The organism is Pseudoalteromonas sp. S3776, from assembly GCF_005886915.1.
Classification (GTDB): domain Bacteria; phylum Pseudomonadota; class Gammaproteobacteria; order Enterobacterales; family Alteromonadaceae; genus Pseudoalteromonas.
This window is the reverse complement of the sequence record NZ_PNCU01000033.1, coordinates 12,240-35,077: the sequence shown is the minus strand read 5'-3', so window position 1 is coordinate 35,077 and position 22,838 is coordinate 12,240. Positions and strand designations below refer to the sequence as shown.

Below are 22,838 nucleotides of genomic sequence, written 5' to 3'. Positions count from 1 at the left end.
AATTAAGTGATCTATTTTGAGGATGGATAAACGTGTTGATAGTAAGGCAAAAAATTCGCTATTTAGTTGTTCTAAATGAGAATTTTTTTAGCGCAGATAGCGACACGTTTAGCCCCTGAAAATGATTAAGTGTTATTGAGGATTGGTATAGCACACGCTGCCGTTTTACTATTAATATTTGGCCCCGCTATTTTAAGTTTTTAACTAACCAAAATAAATCAGAGTGCACTCCCGCGGCGGTCACTTCTTTGCCTGCCCCAGGGCCTTGTATTACTAAGGCGTTTTCGTTATACCACTGGCTATTAATAACAAAGATATTATCGCCAGGTGTTAAGTTAGCTAAGGCATCTCCTTTAGGCGCGTAAGTTATACCTACCTTAGCCGTTACTTTGCCCGGCTCTAATGCCAATAAGCCTGTATACCTAAGTACAGCATTTTGCGCATTTGCCGCATCGGCATGGTGCTTAATAAAGGCATTTAACTTATCTTTATTCGCTAAAAAATCATCCCATGAACCTTGGGCTAACTCATCAGGCATTAATTCTTGTAAGCTTATATCATCTAAATCTAATTCAATGCCAAGCTCGCGCGCAAGTATCAGTAATTTACGTTGCATATCGCGACCTGATAAATCCTCGCGCGGATCAGGCTCTGTAAACCCCATTTTTTGCGCTTCAAGAACAAGATCAGAAAATGCTACACTGCCATCGTACTTACTGCACAACCAAGAGAGTGTGCCCGAGAAAACACCTTCAATACGCGTAATTTTATCGCCACTATTTTGTAAATCGGCCAATGCAAAGTTAATTGGTAGCCCAGCCCCTACACTGGTGTTATAGCGCCAATGCAAGTTACGCTCGCTAATACTTTGGCGCAGCGCGTTATACCAATTTGATGCAGCCGTGCCCGCGTACTTGTTAGCACTTATTAAATGACAGTCTCGCTCTACAAAGTCGGTGTATAATTGGCTAAATTGCTCGCTTGCCGTTATATCAACAACAACTTTGTGCTCGTAATCAAGTTCGCTTAATGCACTTAATAAATCCGCCTGCTCATAAGCAACGGCATTCTGCTGCCATTGTTTTTTCCATTGCCCAAGCGTCATACCCGAGGCATTAAATAGCATATGTTGCGAGCGAATTAACCCAACTAGCTTAATACTATAATCGCCCGACAAACGCTTAAATTGAGCTTCTAGCTGGCTTAAAAATTCATCGCCTACATTACCTAAACCAGCCACAACTAAGGCAATCTCTTGGCCTTTATTAATTAATTTTTCGTGCAATAAACTCAATACATCGCTTTCTATTAACTGATCAGTTAACAGCAATGTATAGCCTGTATCTTGATGAATAAAACGAGGGTAAATACTTTGCTGATTTAAAACCTCAGCCGCTAATGTGCTTAGGGTGTAAACATCTTGCGTAGGTGCAACAACCGCGCAGCCATTTAAATTAGACTCACTTATGTTTGCTCGCCCAGCAAAATAACTCACTACTTGATGCGTTGCACCCGCGGGCACAACTAAGTATGTATCGCCGTTGTGTATAAAATGATGAAGGCTGTGTTGAATAAGTTGGCTAACATGCGCCACTTCACCCGCGTTAATACCTTCTACAAGTAGTAAATCAACGTTTTGTAATGTAGTAATGAAACGTTTTTGCTTAGCTTTGCCTTGTTTTACAATATTGGTAGGGGCAGTTTGCACATCAAAACTGCTACGTACAGCCAGTTTAATATTACTATGTTTTAAAGGCGAAAGCGTTTTTGCATGTAACACAGGGTTACCCAACCGAGCTAATAGGTTAGCTTGTTCACGGCACACTTTGTTGTACTTAATCGCCTTTTCAACTTTACGGGGATCTGCACTAAACACGCCAGGTGTATCAGTCCAAATACATACATTGTGTGCGTCGCAATAATTGGCTAATAAAGTGGCGCTGTAGTCACTGCCATTACGCCCAAGCGTAACTGTTTCGCCATCAGCACTTGCTGCGATAAACCCTGTTACTACGTTAATTTTATTTGCTTCAATAACTTGGCTGCATTGCTGCTTGTTTTTCGCATGCAAAAGCTCCCCGCTTGTTACACTAAACAGCGCTCTAGCATCATGAGCACACGCTTGAATGTTTAATTGCGTTAAATAGGCCGCCAATAACCGCGCAGACCACAGTTCGCCATGCGCCAGTAGCGCCGCCTCTTGCAACTGCTGCTCGTTGGCTTGCTCTGCCACATCACTTAGCTCTTGCGCTAACACAGCTAAAGCTGCGTGTTTAGCATCGGCTTTTAATAACGCTTCAATTAATGCTGTTTGGTGGTTACTCAATTGCAGTAAAATATCAGCAACGGCTTGCTTATCTTGTTGTTGATAACTTTGCCACAGCGAAACCAAGGTATCAGTGGTTTTACCCGCAGCAGATACAACCACGCAGTCGCCTGGCTGTGTGTGAGCAATAATAATTTTTGCCACACTTTGATAGCGCTCGCTCGAACTTAAGCTCGAGCCACCAAACTTATGTACACTATTTACCATACTCAATCACCACAAAGCTGGATGGGCAGCCTGCTGCTTTACATCACCATTGGCATTGCCTGCGGCTTTACCAACGCGCCCTACATTTTTATTTTGTCCAGGTTTAACTAAGTTAAAAACACGCTCAAAATCAGCTAATAGATCTTCTACATCTTCAATACCGACCGAAATACGAATTAACGTATCGCCCACTCCCGCTTCTAGACGCGCTTTTGGCTCCATACCTGCATGAGTCATGGTCGCAGGGTGACAAATTAAACTCTCAACCCCACCTAGCGATTCAGCTAAGCTAAACTCTTTAAGGCTTGTTAAAAACGCCGCAGCATCATCCACATCCCCCTTAATATCAAAGCTAACCATGCCACCAAAGCCAAGTTGTTGGGCTTTAGCAAGCGTATGTTGAGGGTGCGATTCAAGGCCAGGGTAGTAAACTTGGCTAACATACTCAGAGCTTTCAAGGTATTTAGCAATCGCCAGAGCATTTTCTTGGTGCTGCCTTAAGCGCACATTTAAAGTACGTAAACCACGTAACGTTAAATAGCTATCAAATGGAGCGCCGGTAATGCCAATGTTATTGGCCCACCAAGCAAGCTCATCACCAAGCTCTTGTGTTGCAGCAACAACTGCACCGCCTACAACATCAGAATGGCCGTTGATATATTTAGTGGTTGAGTGCACCACAATATCTACGCCAAACTTAATTGGATTTTGTAATGCCGGAGATAAAAAGGTGTTATCGGCAGCCACTAATGCACCGCACTGTTTTGCTATATCCGTCACGGCTTTCATATCCGTTAGGCGCAGCACAGGGTTACTGGGTGTTTCTATCCAAATTAATTTAGGTTTAATGGTTAAAATTTGTTCTAGGTTTTCTGAGTTAGTTAAATCTAGTACTTTAAGTTTAAGCAAGCCGCGTTTTTCTAACGACGTAAATAAACGGTAGCTGCCGCCATAACAATCGTGAGGGATAACCAAGGTATCATCGTTATTTAATAACTGTGTGGCTAAATGCACCGCAGCCATGCCCGTAGCAGTAATAATTCCCCGCGCGCCACCTTCAAGCTCTGCTAGCGTTTCAGCTAAAATATCGCGATTAGGATTGCCACTGCGCCCATAGTCATATGCGCGCTTAGTATCAAAATCGGCAAACGAATATGTCGTCGATAAATAAATTGGCGGTACAACGGCGCCATGATGTTTATCGGCATCAACCCCATTTCGTACAGCAATGGTTGCTTTGTTTTTTTCGCTCATATTCGTCACCTGATTAATTTGGATGTTTAGACGTCTAAAAGAGTAAGTTATCCATTATAATAAGTCAAAGCTTTTAAAGCTCTAGATGGCTAAAAATAATATACGTGTAAAGCCCTCATAAATCTTTATTTGCCGTTACAGCCAGCTTATTAAGATAGATTGCTATCTATTATTTGACTATCTTTTTTAAAACGATAGAATTTCACGCATATTTACACGCTTTTTACGCCGTGTGAGAAATTAATAATCTGAGGCAACGATACATCTTATGGCTAAATGGAATGGTGAGTATATTCACCCATACGCAGAACACGGGAAAAAATCAGAGCAAGTTAAAAAGATCACCGTTTCGATCCCGCTAAATGTATTAAAAGTATTAACTGATGAGCGTACACGTCGTCAAATAAACAACCTGCGTCATGCAACAAATAGCGAGTTACTATGCGAAGCGTTTTTGCATGCATTTACAGGCCAACCATTACCTAATGATGATGACCTACGTAAAGACAACGCAGAAAAAGTACCTGAAGAAGTTAAAAAAATAATGCAAGAAATGGGTTTAGAAGTGCCTATTTTAGACGAAGAATAAAACGTCTTTTTAAACAAAAAAACCTCAGCATGCTGAGGTTTTTTGTTTAAGCGCTATATATTACGCCATGTAATTTTCAGGCAAGTCGATTTGTGCCACGCCCGATTCAACAGCCGCCATCGCAACCGCCTTGGCTATACGTGGTAATAAACGCGGGTCCATCGGCTTAGGAATAATGTAATCTGCACCAAATTCGAGCTTTTCTACACCCGCCGCTGTTAATACTTGCTCAGGCACTGGCTCTTTAGCAATACTACGAATAGCTTCAACAGCTGCTATTTTCATTTCATCGTTAATTGCGCTTGCACGCACATCTAAAGCACCACGGAAAATAAACGGGAAACATAAAACATTATTAACTTGGTTAGGAAAATCAGAACGCCCTGTGGCCATAATTAAGTCTTTACGCGCACTGTGCGCAAGCTCAGGTGCAATTTCAGGATCTGGGTTTGAACATGCAAATACCACTGGCTTATCGGCCATTAACTTTAGGTCTTCAGGTGCTAGCAAATTAGGACCCGATACACCTACAAATACATCTGCATCAGCAATTACATCTTGCAGCGTGCGCTTATCTGTATTGTTAGCAAAAAGCTGTTTGTATTCATTTAAGTCATCACGACGAGTATGAATAACCCCTTTGCGGTCTAGCATATAAATATGTTCGCGCAATGCTCCACACTTAATTAACAGCTCCATACACGCAACTGCTGCAGCACCGGCACCTAAGCATACAATAATGGCATCTTCTATTGATTTGCCTTGCACTTCTAATGCGTTAAGCATCCCTGCTGCAGTTACAATAGCGGTACCGTGTTGGTCATCATGAAAAACCGGAATACTGCAGCGTTCAATAAGCGCTTTTTCAATTTCAAAACACTCTGGCGCTTTAATATCTTCTAAGTTAATACCACCAAACGTGTCTGCAATGTTGGCCACTGTATTTATAAAATCTTCGGTGGTGCGATGCTTAACTTCAATATCAATAGAGTCAAGGCCGGCAAAACGCTTAAATAAGAGCGCCTTACCTTCCATAACAGGCTTAGAGGCTAGTGGCCCTAAATTACCTAAACCTAAAATTGCCGTACCATTACTGATAACTGCAACCATATTCCCTTTACCGGTGTATTTATACGCATTGGCTGGATCTGCTGCAATTTCTCGCACAGGCTCTGCTACACCTGGGCTATAGGCTAATGCTAAATCTTGCACCGTTTCAGCTGGTTTTGTTAGCTCAATGCTGATTTTGCCTGGAACGGGGTGAGAATGGTAATGTAATGCTTGTTCACGAAAATCTGACATAACGCGATGGTATCCTGCAATTTAAGTTAAGTGAGAGGGAGTATGGCGCTAAGATACTCTTATTAATTTTAAATTCCAAGCAATATCAGGTCTATCCTGTTATATGCTATATCCGTTAATTTTAAGTGATTTATCAGCAACTTCGCTAAAAGTTATCAACATTAAACAAATAAAAATTCATTCAAAAAGTGCTTTTTGAGGTTCATTTTACCTAAACAATATTTTTGGTATTTTGCATGATATTAGTTTATCAAACTGCACCATTATGGCGCGTTAATCACTGTTAAAAACAAATATCGCCACGATTAGCGCTTTTAGCAACTTGGTTAAAAATTAACGTATAAAAAATATAGAGAAGAATTGTCTGTTTGTCTGCAAAGCTTTATGCATATTCAGAATAAGAACAGGAAATAGTTATGCAGTGGGGATATGGTAATAATTGGTAGTTTTCTACCCCAAAAGGTGAATTTTAGACACAAAAAAAGCATCCGAAGATGCTTTTTTTACTAAACAGCAATAATTATTTTTTGCTGCTAAGTGCACCGAAGCGCTTGTTGAAGCGATCAACACGGCCGCCAGTGTCTAAAATCTTTTGCTTACCAGTGTAAAACGGGTGACACGCTGAACATACGTCTAGGTGAATGTCTTTACAAAGAGTAGAACGAGTTTCGAATTTGTTTCCGCATGAACATGTTGCAGAAATTACTTCGTACTTAGGGTGAATACCTTCTTTCATAGGAACCTCTAGTTAAGGCCGCATCGCTCTCCAAACCCGAAGTCTGGCACCATACGTCGTTAAAACAAATTTATAGGCCGCGGATTTTATCCAACTAGCCTGCCCCGCACAAGCTTTAATTACGCTTTTTGTCAAAAAAGTAACCAACTAGCCTTAGAGCGACTATTTGAGTATAGGTTTTTAGCTTTATTTTTAGTACATTAAGCTATTACCCTTTATCACATGAGTTGTTATGCGCTTTGTTGAAGTTGCTATAAAAGTTCCGTTACCACGCACCTTTGATTATAAAATAGATGAACAACTTATCTCGCCCTCAGCGACAATTATGCCAGGGATGCGTGTTTTGGTGCCTTTTGGGAATCAAAAGAAAGTAGCCGTTGTTCTTGCACTTAAAACGCATACCGATGTACCCGAGAACAAAATTAAAGCGGTTAGCGAAGTTATTGACCAAACCCCCATTTTATCATCGCAGCATTTAGAACTGCTTAGCTTTACCGCCCGCTATTATTGCTACCCACTCGGTGAAACGATACACATTGCGCTGCCTAGTGCGCTTCGCCAAGGTGAACACCCTGATAAAACCAGCATAAGTATGGTTAGTCTTACCGAAAAAGGCGCAAAAATACCGTCATTAAAAGCGAAAACCCAATTAAACTTATTAAAGCAGCTCGCACAATCAGGTAAGTCATCATTAACCGAACTAAAAGCGCTCGGCTTTAGTAAAAAAACAATAGATGCCTTAATAGATAAAGAATTTATAACCCAAAGCATTGAGCACGACAACCAATGGCAAAGCATTGCGCCCACAGTCGGTACTAAGCCAGTACTGAATAAAGAGCAAGCCGTAGCGTGCACAACAATAAATCAGAGTGTTGGTTTTAATAGCTTTTTATTAGAAGGTGTGACCGGCAGCGGTAAAACCGAAGTATATTTACAATGCTTAGAAGAAGTCCTCAAACGTGGCGAACAAGCCCTAGTACTAGTGCCTGAAATAGGGTTAACGCCACAAACCGTCAACCGATTTCGTCGTCGCTTCCCTGATACCCCAATAATGCTATGGCACTCAGCCCTCACCGATAACGAGCGCTTGCAAACATGGCGTTTTTGCGAAAAAGGCAGCTGCGCAATTGTAATAGGTACCCGTTCAAGTGTTTTTCTACCTTTTTTAAAGTTAGGAATGATAGTGGTTGATGAAGAACACGATTCATCATTCAAACAGCAAGATACCTTACGTTACCACGCACGCGACTTAGCAGCTTATCGGGCATTTCAGCATAAAATACCGCTTATTTTAGGCAGTGCCACCCCTGCACTGGAAACACTACACAAAGCTATAAACAATAAATACCAACTTTTAAGCCTTACAGAGCGCGCGCAAACAGCAACCGATAATAAGTTTATGTTGCTTGATATGAAAGGTCAGCCCGATCAAGCGGGTATTGCTCATGCAAGCCTTGCCACTATGCGCCAACATTTAAACCGCGGTAAGCAAGTTATGGTGTTTTTAAATCGTCGGGGTTTTTCTCCTACGCTTATTTGTCACGAATGTGGGTGGCTAAGTGAGTGCAATCGTTGCAGCACTAGTGCCACCTTTCATAAAGCCATTGGTCAAATGATTTGCCATCACTGTGGTGAGCAGCACCCTGTACCTCATCAATGCCCTGATTGCGGTAGCACGCAAATTTTTCCTAACGGAAAAGGCACAGAGCAAATTGAAGAGTTTTTATCGAGTGAATTTCCCGATACGCCCGTAAGTCGCATCGACCGCGATTCAACCCGCCGTAAAGGAAGCTTAGAAAAAGCCTTAGAAGAAATAAACCAAGGTGGAGCGCGTATTTTAGTGGGCACACAAATGTTAGCTAAAGGTCACCATTTTGCCGATGTTAGCTTAGTGCTTATATTAGATGTAGATAGTGGTTTGTACTCGTGTGACTTTAGAGCTACTGAGCATTTAGCCCAACTAGTGACTCAAGTTGCTGGGCGCGCGGGTCGCTCGGGCGAGCCTGGCCAAGTATTACTGCAAACGCACTTTCCAGAACACCCTCTTTTACAAGATTTAGTTAATAATGGCTATCAAGACTTTGCCCGTTTTGCTTTAAGCGAGCGAGATGACGCTGACTTACCACCCATCACTAATATGGCTATAGTCAGGGCACAAGGGCACAGTATTAAGCAAGTTGTCGATTTTTTGACGGATTTGGTTCCTGTTAACGGTGTATCTGGTATACAATTGCTCGGTCCAATCCCTGCTCCACTTGAAAGAGTGGCGGGTATGTATCGATTTCAATTGCACATTCAAGCGCAAGACCGCAAAGTATTGCATCAGTATCTTGCGCAAATGGTTGACTATTTAAGCACCAGCAAACTCGCACAAAAAGTGCGCTGGAGCCTTGATGTTGACCCTATAGACATGATTTAGGTTAAAGCCAAATGGCACAGCACGATTATATTAATAAAAAACCAGCGGGTAGAAAAAACACCAAGCAGGCCCCTGCTAAAAAACCATTTCCTATACTTTTAGTTGTTATTACTGTTTTGCTTGTAGGTGGGTTTGCCTACGGCTTATGGTTTATTAAAAATAATGCTGATCCTGAGCTTGTTGAGCAGCAGGCACACCCTAAAACAGCTGAAAAAGTAGAAATAGCTAAACCTCGCGCCCCTAAGTTCATTGAAGAAATTAAAGAGCATGAGATCCAAGTAGAAGTGAGAGAAATTGAGCAAAAAGGCCCCTATGTTATGCAGTGTGGGTCGTTTAGAACTCATGAACAGGCTGAAACCCTTAAAGCTAAAATCGCTTTCGCGGGCTTAATTTCAGAAATCAAAAAAACCACCGGTACTAATGGTGTTTGGTATAAAGTGCGTTTAGGTCCTTATAAAACAAAGCGCCAAGCCGAAAGCGACAAAAACAAACTCAAGCGAGTACATGTTGTTAGCTGCGGAATTTGGGGCTGGACTTGAAATTAGTGCATTCACCCATATAACCTCTTCATAATCGTTTTTTACAAGCTGCCCTCGCAGCTTGATGATGAGGAATAACATGACCACTATCGTAAGTGTACGCCGCGACAATAAAGTAGTAATTGGTGGCGACGGCCAAGTATCACTTGGTAATACCGTAATGAAGGGCAATGCCCGCAAAGTTCGACGCCTTTATAATGGCAAAGTAATTGCTGGCTTTGCCGGCGGTACTGCTGATGCTTTTACCCTATTCGAACGCTTTGAAAGTAAACTAGAAATGCACCAAGGCAACCTCACTAAAGCCGCTGTAGAAATGGCCAAAGATTGGCGTAGCGACCGAGCCCTACGCAAGCTTGAGGCGTTGTTGGCAGTTGCAGATGAAACCGCTTCACTAATTATCACAGGTAACGGTGATGTAGTGCAGCCAGAGAACGATTTAATTGCTATTGGTAGCGGTGGTAACTTTGCTCAATCAGCAGCCACTGCCCTATTAGAAAATACCGATTTAAGCGCTCGCGATATCGTAGAAAAAAGCCTGACCATTGCTGGCAACATCTGTGTATTTACCAACAACTTCCAAACAATCGAAGAACTATAATAGGACCCATTATGTCTGCTATGACCCCAAGAGAAATTGTACACGAGTTAGATCAGCATATTATTGGTCAAGCTAAAGCTAAAAAAGCCGTGGCTATTGCTTTGCGTAATCGCTGGCGCAGAATGCAATTAAACGATGACTTACGTAGCGAAGTAACCCCTAAAAACATTTTAATGATTGGTCCAACCGGTGTTGGTAAAACTGAAATTGCCCGCCGTTTAGCTAAACTAGCAAATGCGCCTTTTATTAAAGTAGAGGCGACTAAATTTACTGAAGTAGGTTATGTTGGTAAAGAAGTAGAAACTATCATTCGCGATTTAGTTGATGTATCAATTAAAATGACCCGCGAGCAACAAACTAAAAAGTTTAAACACCGCGCAGAAGAAGCAGCAGAAGAGCGTATTTTAGATGCACTTTTACCACCCGCTAAAGATCAATACGGTGAAACGCAGCGCGATGACAACTCATCGACTCGCCAAACATTCCGTAAAAAATTACGCGAAGGTCAGCTTGATGATAAAGAAATAGAAATAGATTTAGCGCAAGCGCAGCCAAATGTAGAGATTATGGCACCGCCTGGTATGGAAGATATGACCAACCAGCTGCAAAGCATGTTCCAAAACATGGGTGGCGACAAACGTACTAAGCGTAAGTTAAAAATTAAAGAAGCCTTCAAACTATTAACTGAAGAAGAAGCCGCTAAGCTCGTTAATCCTGAAGAGTTAAAAGAGCAGGCTATCTTTGCTGTAGAGCAAAACGGTATTGTGTTTATTGATGAAATAGACAAAATCTGTAAGCGTGGCGATTCGTCAGGTCCAGATGTAAGTCGTGAAGGTGTGCAACGCGACTTGCTTCCACTAATTGAAGGCTCAACTGTAAATACTAAGCACGGTATGGTTAAAACCGATCACATGTTATTTATTGCATCGGGCGCGTTCCAAATGGCTAAGCCATCAGACATGATCCCTGAGTTACAAGGCCGTTTACCTATTCGTGTAGAACTTGAAGCGCTCAGTGCTAATGACTTTAAACGTATTCTTACCGAGCCACATGCTTCACTTACTGAGCAGCAACGTGAGCTACTTAAAACTGAGCAAGTTAACGTTGAGTTTAGTGATGATGCAATAGATCGTATTGCCAAAGCGGCATGGCAAGTTAACGAGAAAACCGAAAATATTGGTGCGCGTCGCTTACATACAGTAATGGAAAAGCTAATGGAAGAAGTTTCATACGATGCATCTGAGCAGGCAGGCTCTACCCTTACTATAGATGCCGCCTACGTAGAAAAACACTTAGGTGCACTTGTAGAAGACGAAGACTTAAGCCGCTTTATTTTATAAGGTAGGCAAAAATACTATACTAAAAGCCTCCATATTGGGGGCTTTTTAATGGGACATATAAAATGAAACACGTAACAAAAGTGCATTATCATAGCGTGAGTAAAAACCTAGATGTTTACTTTGATGATGACAGTATGACTGTATTTAGCTGCGAGTTTTTACGCGTTCACTCCCCCTCTGCCGAAGTGCAAGGGCATGGTGCAGAGCCAATGAAGTTGGTACTTAATAAACAACATGTTGGTATAAAAGGGATTGTACCGGTGGGGCATTACGCACTTAGGTTAGACTTTGATGATGGCCACAACAGCGGGCTATTTAGCTGGAGTTACTTTGAAACACTACAAGCGCAGCAAAAAACCTTGTGGGATAAATACCAAGCGCGCCTTGCTGAGCACGAACAAAACAAAGATAGCGTACCAATAAAGTTTGTTCCCTAAACCTTATTGGCTTTTTAAACGCTACGCTGTACTACACTTTAAACTTATCAATAGCCGAAAATAATACGCGCGCTTGTTCAGAGACTTCTTCACTGGTTTGCGCATTATTCACTGCATGCTCAGAGGCATCTTGGGCAATGTCTCTAATGCGTACTACATTTTTGTTTACCTCTGATGCCACCTGACTTTGCTCATCAATAGCAACGGCAATTTGCGTGCTCATTTCCATTATGGTTTGCACATCTTCGGTAATAGCACCAAGTAAGTCACCCGCTTTAATAGCTTGTGAAGCACTTTCATCACCTTGAGAACGACATTGATGCATAATACTTACTACCTCTTGCGTGCGCTGCTGAAGCGTATTGATAATGCCTTCAATTTCACTGGTAGACTCTTGTGTGCGTTGCGCAAGCGAGCGCACTTCATCTGCCACTACAGCAAATCCTCGCCCTTGCTCACCAGCGCGAGCGGCTTCTATCGCGGCATTCAATGCCAGTAAATTGGTTTGCTCTGCAATGCCTCTGATTACATCGAGTACTGAGCCTATAGTTTCACCGTCTTTTTCAAGTTGCGATACCACACTTGATGCATTGCCTAACGACGAAGATAAATCGCGTATGTGCATAACCGTAGAATCTACTTCATTGCGCCCTTGCTGCGCGCTTAGATTGGTTGACTCTGCTTTTTTAGCAGCAGCTTCGGTGTTATGCGAAATATCTTGAATCGTTGCCTGCATTTGCGTAGCCGCAGTGGCCACCATATCCGCTTCGTGTAATTGCTCTTGCATGCCTGAACTTGTTGCAGAGGTGCTTTCAGATAAGTGCTCTGTTGCTACATTTAACGTATTAAGCGCAGTATTAACTTCGTTTATGAGGTTTTTAAAATCGCCTATTAAGCTATTAAAGTCTGAGGTCATGATGGTAACTTCGTCATTACCTGTTTGCTCTATCATCACACTTAAATCGTTATTGCGGCGTATGTCGTTTATGGTGTGATACACTCGTTCAATAGGTACAATGATTGAATGGCTAGTAAAGTACACTAATGCTAATACTATAATGCCCGAAACAACAAATACAACGAGGGCAATAAACTGCGCTTGGTCAACGCTTTTCTCAACTTCCAACTTGGTTGACTCAACAATTTGACCAACAACCTGATCGCTTTTTTCTACATTAATACGCATAACGCCTAGTGCCCCTGAGTCTAAATCTAGTCCTAACTCAGTTTGTGCTTTAACTAGGTTTTGAAAAGCGACCTGATAAGTATCTATTAACGGGTTTATTTGCGACTTATAACTACTTTGCAAATTAGCTTGCGTAATTTTTTGCTTAAACGTACTGATAAGGTTATTAAAGCGAGTTAAGTATTTTGCATCAAAGCGCAGCATAAAGTCTTTCTCAGCACGTCGCAGCTGAAGCATCACTGATAAAAGCTCAAAATTGTCTTGCTCTTTTAATAGTTCTTCAACTTCATGTACTGCATTTCTAAGCTTGCCATATAACCCATCTTTAGGGTTTAAGCCTATCTGCTGCTGTAACCTAACAACCTCTGAAAAATTGTTGTTGTAGCTAGTAATAAGCGTATGAAAATGCTCAATTTGCGCTGTGGTAATACCCTGCTTTTGCATTACCTCCTGCAGCTTTTTGATTTTAGTGCTTAGCTGTTTAAAATCCTTATCAAATGATGTAAGTGCTTCCTGCTGCTTGTAAAAAAGAAAGTTTTTTTCATACTTTCTAAGCTCTAGTGCATGTACGTTGAGCTCTTCTGCAAGCTGAATTGTTTTGTTCAGATTAAGTGTTACACGTGACTCATAAATTATCACACACAACAAAATGACCATTGCCAGACCGACTACCACTGCATTAAGTTGTAAACGTCTTTTAATAGTTAAGTTTTGTAAAAAATTCATTGAAAACACCTATATTAAATATGCACTATTAGTGTAGTACGTTATGGCGCTTTTTTTTAAACTTTTTGTTAATTTTATTGTATGTAAGTCATGCCATTAGATTGACACTACCCCATAAATTTTTATGCAATGATTGAGTGTTATGCCATTGTTTTTTAAGCAACCAGTGCACCAGAGGAGCTGGATCACTGGGAAAGTTGATCTGCTTGTTTTGCGGAGCACTATTCCAGTCATCTAAGGCTTGGGGGTTTAAGTAGTTCATTACATGAGCCATTTTCATCGCCCGTAATGTTTGCGCATTTGCATCTTGTTCAAACTGGCCATCGAGTGGTTTAAGTAATAACTTTTTCCCAAGCTTTAAAGCCTCACTTGCTAGTTCAAAGCCTGCATTACCAATAACACCGCTCGTGTTTGCTAAATCGTTTAAAAACCCCGCCCGTGAAGGAGCGCGTAAATGAATGTGTCCAAGGGATTTATCTTGCCCGTGTGGGTGGTAACAATAAAACTCTTTTGCAGGGAAGTCCTTCAAATAATCAATAATGTTGTCGAGGCTTTCAAAAGGTAAGTATACAAGCACTTTATTCATAACCGCGACTGGGTTGCCATGGTTATGGTTTGCAATGAAGGGCGGTATAATATTATCTGCAAAAGGCTGCCAATGTACGCCTAAATAGGTGTTTGCTGGCGCATAGTGCTTAATAAGAGATTTTCTAAATAAACCTCGACCAAACATAGGCACGCTATTAGATAAAAAAGCCGCCTGGTGACTAATACCAACTACAGGCACGCCTGAGCACTTTGCCGCCCAGGCTGAAATAGGCTCAAAGTCATTTAAGACAAAGTCGTATTTTTTTACATCAAATGATTTTATATCGTTAACCAACTCGCAGACACGGGCATTTTTTAATGTTTGATAGCTTTTTACTTGGCCGTTTTTAGTGCTGAACGATAACCCCCGAAACGTTTTGTAATCAGCAAAGTCCTGCATATCAAAGTATTCTTTTTCAGGGCGTCCTGAAAAAACGTAATCAACATTTATACCTAACTCTTTAAAACAACTTGCCATAACACGGGCACGCGTAATGTGGCCATTACCTGTACCTTGTATGCCGTATAGTATCTTCATACTGGCACCACCAAAGCTAGTGCAAATAAACCACATGAACTGCCAATAACGGCGCCTATTATTATATCTGCTGGAAAATGTACGCCTAATACCACGCGAGAAACCGCCACACCTGAGGCCCAACTAAACCATAGCCATGCATACTCTGCAAAAAAGTGGCCCAATATTACCGCAACTAAAAAAGCAGCCGCACTGTGCCCAGAAGGTAAGCTAAATTTATCACTCGGGACAATATACGCATTGCTCACAAGACAATCGCAGGGGCGGATACGGGCAAAGCTACGCTTTGCTAAAAAATAAATCGGTCTTTCAATTGCAAACCCCAGTAACACTGATATTGGCAATAACTGATGCTGCTCATTGGTACTTAGCCACCAGATTGCGCAGCACATAAGTAAATATAAACCACCATTACCACTTTTAGATAAACCAAGCGCAGCCGTTTTTAACCATTTGGGCGAGTTATAATTAAACAAAGTTAAAAACAGTTGTTCATCTATTCGAGCCATTTTTTTAAACACATTGTTGTCATTCATAATTCACCTTCAGCTGCACAATATCTAACCATAATGAAAGCTTAGTGGCAGAAAATAACAATTGAGTGACGCTTTTAAGACACTATTGTTGCCATTTCTAATTTCGTTATTTTTTGAATAAATTTACTGCGATTAAGTCGTTGTTATTGCATATAAGGAGGGTATACTGAGGGTAACTTATGTACCCTTTGAGGATAAAATAATGGATTACAGCACTTCTGACTTATGTGATTTTTTTGCCGATGTGGTTGACGTGCTTGAACCGATGTTCATCAACTTTGGTGGTCGACACACGTTTGGCGGCCGAATTAAAACCGTTAAATGTTTTGAAAATAATGAACTGATCCGTGAAATACTCTCACAAGATGGTACTGATCAAGTACTACTTATCGACGGAGGCGGATCAACACGACGCGCTCTTATCGACATTGAACTTGCAGAGCTTGCACTTGATAATAACTGGAACGGCATTATTGTATTTGGTGCTGTACGTCATGTAGACGAGCTAGAAGAAATAGATTTAGGTATTCAAGCAATTGCATCAATCCCTGTTGCCGCCGACAGCGAAGGCGCTGGTGAAGATGGCATTGGCGTTAACTTTGCCGGTGTGTCGTTTTTTGATGATGATTTTATCTATGCAGATAGTACTGGCATTGTATTATCAGCCGAAGAACTTGAACTAGAAGTTATCGAAGAATAAAGTAACACGCTGTGCTTTAAAAAAGCACAGCTTACTCCACCCCTATTTATTTACTGCTCAATACGGATTCAACACAGTGCACCCTACCTTAAAAGTGTATGATGAAAACGCCGTTAAACCCTATTGCTCCACACGCACTAACGAAACAAAAACCTGGCAGTCTGTTGCTCTATTAGACACCCACGTAGATGTACAACAAGCACTTAATGATGCAGCGCAATTTGGTATTCGCTACGTATTAATTGGTGTATGTGAAGATATCGGCCCTCGCGCTAATTTAGGCCGGGGTGGCTCGCATCAGGCATGGTCCGCTTTTTTACAATACTTTTTAAACCAACCTGTTAACCAGTTTAGCGCAGCACAGCAGGTACTGCTGTTAGGCGAAATTGACGTTGATGATGTAATGGCGCAAGCCCAAGGCTTAAATAACCAGCACACTGAAGAGCTGGCTCAACTACGCAAGTTATGCGCAACAATAGATGAGCGAGTAGAGGCGGTATTAATGCTTATATTTAATGCTGGCCTTGAGCCTATTGTTATTGGCGGCGGACACAATAATAGCTTTGGTATACTCAGTGCTTTAAGCAAGTATATTGGGGCTGCTGTTAACGCTATAAATTTTGACCCCCATGCAGACTTACGCCCTTGCGAAGGCCGTCATAGTGGCAATGGGTTTAGCTATGCTTTGAAAAAAAATGCATTGCAGCAATATCATATTATTGGCCTGCATGAGCAAAAAAATAACCAAGCCATTTTTGATTTGATCGCGCAAAATCAATGTCGTTATCACAGCTATCAGGCCATTAATATACGTCGAGAAATATCACTAACCGATGCCGTACAGCACGCCTTAGCAGGGTTTAATAATGCGCCACTGGGTATTGAACTCGACCTAGACAGTATTTCATTTTTACCAGCCAGCGCTTACACATGCTGCGGTTTTAGTGTCAGTGATGCTGAGCACTATGTATATTTAACAGCAAAACACAGCACTGCCCGTTACCTACATTTATGTGAAGCTGCACCGATAAATCACCCTGCAGGGTTAAAAGCCGGCATGCAAAGCTGTGGGCAAATTATCAGTGCGTTAATAAATGCATACTTACAGGCAAAATTAGTTAGCACGAAATAGTAACATGAGTACTCTGAGCAATCTCATAAAGCGAGGTGATTAGATGGGCCTATCGAGATGATAAAGCGCCACTTTAAAAAATGATAACTCATTGTGCTTGATGAGCCTGCCACTGCTTCAGCCAACTCATTAAACCAATACTACTCAACGGGTGGCCAAAATAATAACCTTGTGCCGCATGGGCTTTTAAGCTTTTTACAAACTTTAATTGATCTAAGGTTTCAACGCCCTCAAAAATAACCTTGGTATTTTGTTGGTTATGCATTTCAACCATACCGCCAACTAGGCTGCGAATATTATTCTGATTGCTAAAATCGGCGGTTAGCGATGGTGCCACTTTAATGTACTCAACCGCTAAATTTGGCAGCTTAGAAAGCACAATTGGGTTATCGCCTAACCCATCAACACATATTTTTAAACCTAAATTGTTTAATCGCGCAATCATGGCGCGGCCCTTATTATCTAAATCTGTGAATATATGCAGAGGGCATTCAACAATTAAATCTCCATGCTGTAAGTTGTGTTCACTCACTACGCCATCAACAAACTCGACAAACTCTTCGTTAAGCATTTCAGGGCCAAATAAGTTAATGCTCAGTGGTATAGCAATACCCTCAATGCGAAGTGCCATGGCAAGCTCTGCAGCGCGCTCTATAACAAATTTAGCTAGTGGATAAGCTAAGCCCGCAATACGAATATCATCAATAAATCGGTGGGCAGATAAAATACCTTGCTGGGGATGCTGCCAACGCAGTAGGAGTTCTAAAAATTCAATTTGGCCGTCATCGTTACGAATAATAGGCTGAAAATAAAGCTCAAGTTCGCTGACAAAATCAATATTAGCCAGCTCTTTTAAGCGGGCTTGCTGCTCGAGCTGTTCAACCATCATTTGTTGATGGTACACAACCACTGCTTTTTTAGGCTGTCTATCAAGAGCTAAGTAAGCACACGATACTAAGTTATCAAAGTTAGCATCTTGCTCATCGCAATTAACGTAACTGGCTCTTGCTTTTACCTCTACTGTACAATTAGCAACATTGAACGGCTTGAGTGTTGCGCCAATAATTTGCTCAATAATGTGCTCATGAGTGTGTTTATGCGCAGCTAGGCTACAAATAAACGCAAAGTTAAGACCGCCTAAATGCGCCAGCTTTTCATAGCCCCCTAAATCAATCACATCGTCGTTATTTAGTAAGCCTTTTATTCTATTAGCTGATTGTGCCAACAACAAATCACCAAAGTCTCTACCAATATGCTGATTAACTTGCTCAAACCCTTCTAAACGCACAATCACCAGTGCAGCTTCTAACTGTTTTTCTTTACACCAGCTGTAATAACCTTGACGTAACTGTTGTTTATCAGCAAATGCAGCAAGGGGAGAGTCATCTTGGTACGGTTCAGGCTCGTTGATATTATGCAAATCTTCAACTTTGGGCTCTTCTTCATCGTTCATTAGCCCTACAACCGCCTGCAGGATAATTGCCACCACCACCCAAAATAGAGACACATTCATGAGTAAATGCGCCGAAAACAACACCACAAATAGCAAGCCAGAAACAGCACTTGTGATAATCATGCTCCAACTATTACGTTCAAATGTCAGCCATAAGTGAAAGCAAAAACCAAAGGCGAGTAGTATTGCCAACCAAGCAGCACCACTGCTTAAAATGGCTAAACCAACAACTGCTGTACATAAATAACTAAATTTAATACTGGTATTCTTAACCGCAACTAACGTAGCCACCATCGCCATTAACAGCGCGCCGCTAAAAAATATAGGAAAGTTACTATCAGTCAAAATACTCAAGCTTACGCCACTCCATTAGCTATAAAATTTAATAAAAGCATGTTTAATATGAACAAAAATAATACAAACTAATTAATTCTACCCAAAATCCATAGATTTAACAGTTTATTTACGCCAAATTGGTAACTTAATTGTGAAGGGTGACTTATTTGCCAATGTGCAATATCAGCCCTTGCACCCACCTTTAGTACACCTCTATCTTTCAACCCTAACGCTTGCGCTGCATTGCGCGTTACGCCCGCAAGAGCTTGCTCGGGGGTAAGCTTAAATAAAGTACAAGCCATATTCATCATTAATTGCACAGAGCATAAAGGCGAGGTCCCTGGGTTAAAGTCACTGGCAATGGCGATAGGCACCTTATACTTTTGCAGCAAATCGATGGGCGGAAGCTGCGTTTCACGTAAAAAATAAAAAGCCCCAGGTAATAAAACAGCCACAGTGCCAGCCTCTGCCATAGCTTTTACGCCGTTTTCATCAAGGTATTCAATATGATCAGCTGAAAGGCCTTTATACTCAGCCACCAGCTGCGCGCCCTGCTGATTAGAAAGCTGCTCAGCATGGCATTTTACCGGCAAGTTATGTTTTTTAGCTGCATCAAACACGTGCTTTGTTTGTGTATGACTAAAGCCTACATTTTCACAAAATACATCCACAGCATCTGCAAGGTTATTAGCCACTATTTGCTCAAGCATCTGTGTACATACTAAATCAATGTATTCATCTGTACGGCCTTTGTACTCAGGGGGTAACGCATGCGCACCTAAAAACGTGGTTTTAATATCAATAGGGTGATGCTCATTAAGCAAACGCGCTACTTCTAAAATTTTAATTTCGTTTTCAACATCAAGCCCATATCCCGACTTTATCTCAGCTGTCGTCACGCCCTCGGCAAGTAAAGTGTTTAAGCGATCTTTTGCATCAACAAATAGTTGCTCATGGCTTGCCGCGCGAGTAGCCCTAACTGTACTGGCAATACCGCCACCTTGTGCAGCTATCTGTTCATAGCTTGTACCCTGTAAGCGCTGCTCAAATTCCTCTGCTCGGGAGCCTGCAAATATTAAATGTGTATGGCAATCAATAAGCCCAGGTGTTAACCATTGCCCTTTAATACTTAATGTAGGGGTAGCAAAGGCATCAAAACTGGGTAAGTTTGATTGCTCACCTAACCATACAATTTCGCCATTTTTAATCGCCAGTGCCGCATTTTCTATCGTCCCATAAGGCGCAGCAACTGTGCTATCCATGGTTGCTATGTTGGCATCTATCAATAATAAGTCGAGATCTTCTAAGGCGTAACCCGTTGTTTTATTTTGCATACTTAGCTCCCTAACGTGCTTAAAATACAGTCTAACAATACACCTTGTATATACAAGACAATTATGCCATCTTTATTAAATAGTTTATTTTAAATACAGCTAGTAATAAGTAATGACCACTCCTAAATTTGCACAAATAAAACTATTTATTGTCGATAAAATAAAAAATGGCGCATGGCAAGAAAACCAACGCGTCCCCTCAGAAAACGAGCTTAGCAGTCAATTTTCTGTAAGCCGTATGACCGCACGACGTGCACTGAGCGAATTAACAGATGCCGGTATTTTAACGCGCAGCCAAGGATTAGGTAGCTTTGTAGCCAGTTTTAAATCGCAGTCATCCCTACTTGAAATTAAAAACATTGCCGATGAAGTAAAAGAGCGTAACGGGCATTACAGCTGTAGCGTGCACGTGCTTGAATCTATCAATGCCGTTGCCCCCATCGCCATTGCGCTTGGCGTTGAAGTAGATAGCGTGGTGTATCGCAGTGTGCTGGTACACAACGAGAACGACAAACCACTGCAAGTTGAAGAGCGGTTTGTAAACCCAGCTTTAGCCGCGGGTTATTTACAACAAGACTTTAGCACCCTTACCCCGCATGAGTACTTATCGAGCGTAGCGCCACTCACACAAGCACGCCACACAGTGGAAGCGGTTATGCCTAACTCGCAAATGTGCCAATGGCTTAACCTGTATAACGAAGAGCCCTGCTTACAGGTCATTCGTCGTACTTGGTCTACAAAAGGCATAGTGAGCTTTGCTCGCTTAGTATCACCGGGCAGTAAATACCGCTTGGGCGGACACTTAACATTTAAAAAATAATAACAAGGTAACGCTTAAGGGCGTTTTTTTATAGCTGACCATCTTGTATATACAACAGGAGCAATTCATGAACAATCGGCTCGACACACACCGTGAAATCCGCGCGCCCCATGGCGACAAAATTAGCGCTAAAAGTTGGCAAACCGAAGCCGCTAAACGCATGTTAATGAACAATTTAGACCCTGATGTGGCAGAACACCCTCATGCGTTAGTGGTCTATGGTGGTATTGGCCGTGCCGCAAGAGACTGGCCAAGCTTTGATAAAATAATTGAAACCCTTGATAGGCTCGAAAATGACGAAACACTGCTTGTGCAATCGGGCAAGCCCGTGGGCGTATTTAAAACCCACGAAAACGCGCCACGAGTACTCATTGCTAATTCTAATCTGGTACCACATTGGGCAAATTGGGAGCACTTTAATGAGCTCGATAAAAAAGGCCTAATGATGTATGGGCAAATGACCGCAGGTTCTTGGATTTATATTGGCTCACAAGGCATAGTGCAAGGCACTTACGAAACCTTTGTAGCAATGGCAAAACAACACTTTGGCGGTAATGCAAAAGGTAAATGGGTTTTAACCGCAGGTCTTGGCGGTATGGGGGGCGCACAACCACTTGCCGCAACCATGGCAGGTTTTAGTGCTCTGGTTGTTGAATGCGACGAGACCCGCATCGATTTTCGAATTAAAACCGGCTACGTTGATGTAAAAGCCACAACGCTTGAACACGCACTTGAACTGATTACCGATGCGTGTATTAAAGGCAGCCCTATATCGGTAGGTTTATTAGGTAATGCTGCTGATATTTTTACTGCTTTGGCAAACAGCAACATTACCCCCGATATCGTGACCGACCAAACCTCTGCGCACGACCCACTCAATGGCTACCTTCCGCAAGGTTGGAACTTGCAAGATGCAGCAAAAATGCGTGAACAAAACCCACAAGCAGTAGTTAAAGCCGCTAAGCAATCTATGGCAGTGCAAGTAAAAGCCATGTTAGTACTGCAAAAAGCCGGTGCTGCCACTACCGACTATGGCAATAACATACGCCAAATGGCCTTTGAAGCAGGCGTTACCAATGCGTTTGATTTTCCGGGCTTTGTGCCCGCTTATATCCGCCCGTTATTCTGTGAAGGCATTGGCCCATTTAGATGGGTTGCGCTTTCGGGCGACCCCGAAGACATTTATAAAACCGATGCAAAAGTGAAAGAACTTATCCCAGAAGATACCCACTTACATAACTGGCTTAATATGGCCCGTGAGCGCATTCAATTTCAGGGTTTGCCAGCACGTATATGCTGGGTTGGTTTAAAAAATCGAGCCCGCCTTGCACTGGCTTTTAACGACATGGTTAAAAATGGCGAGCTTAAAGCGCCGGTTGTAATTGGGCGCGATCATCTCGACTCTGGCTCTGTAGCCAGCCCGAATCGTGAAACAGAAAGTATGCTAGATGGCTCAGACGCCGTGTCGGATTGGCCAATACTCAATGCTTTATTAAACACTGCAGGCGGCGCTACATGGGTTTCACTGCACCATGGTGGCGGTGTTGGCATGGGCTTTAGCCAACATGCCGGCGTTGTAATTGTTGCTGATGGAACTAATGAAGCAAAAGAGCGTATCACCCGCGTGCTTTGGAACGACCCTGCCAGCGGTGTTATGCGTCATGCCGATGCAGGTTACGACATTGCAAAAAATTGTGCGCATGAGCACCATCTCGATCTCCCTATGCTAAACAAGGAATAGT

Annotated in this window: 19 protein-coding genes; 10 read left to right on the top strand and 9 right to left on the bottom strand. The window is 42.1% G+C overall.

Annotated features, from left to right (window positions below):
- Window positions 1–187 precede the first annotated feature (187 nt).
- Both metL and metB read right to left on the bottom strand, forming a co-directional pair.
- Window positions 188–2,533, bottom strand: a complete 2,346-nt coding sequence (gene metL / locus CWC16_RS13705; protein ID WP_138541930.1) for a bifunctional aspartate kinase/homoserine dehydrogenase II — start codon at window positions 2,531–2,533, stop codon at window positions 188–190.
- Between the two features lie 6 nt (window positions 2,534–2,539).
- Window positions 2,540–3,787: a cystathionine gamma-synthase gene (gene metB, locus CWC16_RS13700; RefSeq protein WP_138541929.1), complete on the bottom strand. Its 1,248-nt coding sequence runs from the start codon at window positions 3,785–3,787 to the stop codon at window positions 2,540–2,542.
- 268 nt (window positions 3,788–4,055) lie between these two features.
- Here metB and metJ point away from each other — a divergent pair, with 268 nt between their 5' ends.
- Window positions 4,056–4,376: a met regulon transcriptional regulator MetJ gene (metJ, locus tag CWC16_RS13695; protein ID WP_004589341.1), complete on the top strand. Its 321-nt coding sequence runs from the start codon at window positions 4,056–4,058 to the stop codon at window positions 4,374–4,376.
- Between the two features lie 60 nt (window positions 4,377–4,436).
- On the opposite strand, the gene CWC16_RS13690 is transcribed toward metJ, so the two are convergent.
- Together CWC16_RS13690 and rpmE are read right to left on the bottom strand one after the other, a co-directional pair.
- Entirely contained in the window at window positions 4,437–5,678 is a 1,242-nt protein-coding gene (locus CWC16_RS13690) for a malic enzyme-like NAD(P)-binding protein (RefSeq protein WP_138541928.1), read from the bottom strand.
- A gap of 520 nt (window positions 5,679–6,198) precedes the next feature.
- Window positions 6,199–6,414: a 50S ribosomal protein L31 gene (gene rpmE, locus CWC16_RS13685; protein ID WP_008115018.1), complete on the bottom strand. Its 216-nt coding sequence runs from the start codon at window positions 6,412–6,414 to the stop codon at window positions 6,199–6,201.
- Window positions 6,415–6,646: 232 nt separating this feature from the next.
- Here rpmE and priA point away from each other — a divergent pair, with 232 nt between their 5' ends.
- The 5 genes from priA (at window position 6,647) to CWC16_RS13660 (ending at window position 11,747) form a co-directional block, all read left to right on the top strand.
- The gene (priA, locus tag CWC16_RS13680) at window positions 6,647–8,833 is read left to right on the top strand and encodes a primosomal protein N' (protein ID WP_138541927.1); all 2,187 of its coding nucleotides are present in this window, start codon (window positions 6,647–6,649) and stop codon (window positions 8,831–8,833) included.
- An 11-nt stretch (window positions 8,834–8,844) separates the two neighbouring features.
- On the top strand, window positions 8,845–9,372 hold the full coding sequence (locus tag CWC16_RS13675) for an SPOR domain-containing protein (protein ID WP_138541926.1): 528 nt from the start codon (window positions 8,845–8,847) through the stop codon (window positions 9,370–9,372).
- Between the two features lie 79 nt (window positions 9,373–9,451).
- Window positions 9,452–9,970: an ATP-dependent protease subunit HslV gene (gene hslV / locus CWC16_RS13670; protein WP_004589336.1), complete on the top strand. Its 519-nt coding sequence runs from the start codon at window positions 9,452–9,454 to the stop codon at window positions 9,968–9,970.
- A gap of 11 nt (window positions 9,971–9,981) precedes the next feature.
- On the top strand, window positions 9,982–11,310 hold the full coding sequence (hslU, locus tag CWC16_RS13665) for an ATP-dependent protease ATPase subunit HslU (RefSeq protein ID WP_138541925.1): 1,329 nt from the start codon (window positions 9,982–9,984) through the stop codon (window positions 11,308–11,310).
- Between the two features lie 62 nt (window positions 11,311–11,372).
- Window positions 11,373–11,747, top strand: coding sequence for a gamma-butyrobetaine hydroxylase family protein (locus tag CWC16_RS13660; protein WP_138541924.1), 375 nt, complete (start codon window positions 11,373–11,375; stop codon window positions 11,745–11,747).
- A gap of 31 nt (window positions 11,748–11,778) precedes the next feature.
- Here the strand turns inward: CWC16_RS13660 and CWC16_RS13655 are convergent, their stop codons facing one another.
- From CWC16_RS13655 to CWC16_RS13645, 3 genes are all read right to left on the bottom strand, one after another.
- Window positions 11,779–13,659, bottom strand: a complete 1,881-nt coding sequence (locus tag CWC16_RS13655; protein WP_138541923.1) for a methyl-accepting chemotaxis protein — start codon at window positions 13,657–13,659, stop codon at window positions 11,779–11,781.
- A gap of 88 nt (window positions 13,660–13,747) precedes the next feature.
- The gene (locus tag CWC16_RS13650) at window positions 13,748–14,785 is read right to left on the bottom strand and encodes an MJ1255/VC2487 family glycosyltransferase (protein WP_138541922.1); all 1,038 of its coding nucleotides are present in this window, start codon (window positions 14,783–14,785) and stop codon (window positions 13,748–13,750) included.
- Window positions 14,782–15,321: a phosphatase PAP2 family protein gene (locus CWC16_RS13645; RefSeq protein WP_138541921.1), complete on the bottom strand. Its 540-nt coding sequence runs from the start codon at window positions 15,319–15,321 to the stop codon at window positions 14,782–14,784. The genes CWC16_RS13650 and CWC16_RS13645 overlap by 4 nt, the downstream gene beginning before the upstream one ends.
- A gap of 202 nt (window positions 15,322–15,523) precedes the next feature.
- Here CWC16_RS13645 and rraA point away from each other — a divergent pair, with 202 nt between their 5' ends.
- A complete protein-coding gene (gene rraA / locus CWC16_RS13640; RefSeq protein WP_004589330.1) occupies window positions 15,524–16,021 on the top strand; it encodes a ribonuclease E activity regulator RraA in 498 nt (165 codons plus the stop codon).
- A gap of 76 nt (window positions 16,022–16,097) precedes the next feature.
- Entirely contained in the window at window positions 16,098–17,153 is a 1,056-nt protein-coding gene (locus CWC16_RS13635; protein WP_138541920.1) for a formimidoylglutamase, read from the top strand.
- Window positions 17,154–17,241: 88 nt separating this feature from the next.
- Here CWC16_RS13635 and CWC16_RS13630 read toward each other — a convergent pair whose 3' ends face one another.
- Together CWC16_RS13630 and hutI are read right to left on the bottom strand one after the other, a co-directional pair.
- Window positions 17,242–18,906 (bottom strand): GGDEF domain-containing phosphodiesterase, encoded by a 1,665-nt coding sequence (locus CWC16_RS13630; RefSeq protein ID WP_138541931.1) that lies wholly within the window; start codon window positions 18,904–18,906, stop codon window positions 17,242–17,244.
- A 122-nt stretch (window positions 18,907–19,028) separates the two neighbouring features.
- On the bottom strand, window positions 19,029–20,276 hold the full coding sequence (gene hutI, locus CWC16_RS13625) for an imidazolonepropionase (RefSeq protein ID WP_138541919.1): 1,248 nt from the start codon (window positions 20,274–20,276) through the stop codon (window positions 19,029–19,031).
- Between the two features lie 112 nt (window positions 20,277–20,388).
- Between hutI and hutC the strand changes: the two genes are divergently transcribed.
- Window positions 20,389–21,096, top strand: coding sequence for a histidine utilization transcriptional repressor HutC (gene hutC / locus CWC16_RS13620; protein ID WP_138541918.1), 708 nt, complete (start codon window positions 20,389–20,391; stop codon window positions 21,094–21,096).
- 67 nt (window positions 21,097–21,163) lie between these two features.
- Window positions 21,164–22,837 (top strand): urocanate hydratase, encoded by a 1,674-nt coding sequence (gene hutU / locus CWC16_RS13615; protein WP_138541917.1) that lies wholly within the window; start codon window positions 21,164–21,166, stop codon window positions 22,835–22,837.
- Window position 22,838: the final 1 nt, after the last annotated feature.

Bases quoted from the DNA above. Each gene is read 5' to 3' on its own strand.
- CWC16_RS13675 (WP_138541926.1), top strand. From the start codon at position 8,845: ATGGCACAGCACGATTATATTAATAAAAAACCAGCGGGTAGAAAAAAC.
- hutC (WP_138541918.1), top strand. From the start codon at position 20,389: ATGACCACTCCTAAATTTGCACAAATAAAACTATTTATTGTCGATAAA.
- metL (WP_138541930.1), bottom strand. From the start codon at position 2,533: ATGGTAAATAGTGTACATAAGTTTGGTGGCTCGAGCTTAAGTTCGAGC.
- CWC16_RS13655 (WP_138541923.1), bottom strand. From the start codon at position 13,659: ATGAATTTTTTACAAAACTTAACTATTAAAAGACGTTTACAACTTAAT.
- rraA (WP_004589330.1), top strand. From the start codon at position 15,524: ATGGATTACAGCACTTCTGACTTATGTGATTTTTTTGCCGATGTGGTT.
- hutI (WP_138541919.1), bottom strand. From the start codon at position 20,276: ATGCAAAATAAAACAACGGGTTACGCCTTAGAAGATCTCGACTTATTA.
- CWC16_RS13660 (WP_138541924.1), top strand. From the start codon at position 11,373: ATGAAACACGTAACAAAAGTGCATTATCATAGCGTGAGTAAAAACCTA.
- rpmE (WP_008115018.1), bottom strand. From the start codon at position 6,414: ATGAAAGAAGGTATTCACCCTAAGTACGAAGTAATTTCTGCAACATGT.
- CWC16_RS13690 (WP_138541928.1), bottom strand. From the start codon at position 5,678: ATGTCAGATTTTCGTGAACAAGCATTACATTACCATTCTCACCCCGTT.
- metB (WP_138541929.1), bottom strand. From the start codon at position 3,787: ATGAGCGAAAAAAACAAAGCAACCATTGCTGTACGAAATGGGGTTGAT.
- priA (WP_138541927.1), top strand. From the start codon at position 6,647: ATGCGCTTTGTTGAAGTTGCTATAAAAGTTCCGTTACCACGCACCTTT.
- hutU (WP_138541917.1), top strand. From the start codon at position 21,164: ATGAACAATCGGCTCGACACACACCGTGAAATCCGCGCGCCCCATGGC.
- hslV (WP_004589336.1), top strand. From the start codon at position 9,452: ATGACCACTATCGTAAGTGTACGCCGCGACAATAAAGTAGTAATTGGT.
- CWC16_RS13645 (WP_138541921.1), bottom strand. From the start codon at position 15,321: ATGAATGACAACAATGTGTTTAAAAAAATGGCTCGAATAGATGAACAA.
- metJ (WP_004589341.1), top strand. From the start codon at position 4,056: ATGGCTAAATGGAATGGTGAGTATATTCACCCATACGCAGAACACGGG.
- hslU (WP_138541925.1), top strand. From the start codon at position 9,982: ATGTCTGCTATGACCCCAAGAGAAATTGTACACGAGTTAGATCAGCAT.
- CWC16_RS13630 (WP_138541931.1), bottom strand. From the start codon at position 18,906: ATGGCGATGGTGGCTACGTTAGTTGCGGTTAAGAATACCAGTATTAAA.
- CWC16_RS13650 (WP_138541922.1), bottom strand. From the start codon at position 14,785: ATGAAGATACTATACGGCATACAAGGTACAGGTAATGGCCACATTACG.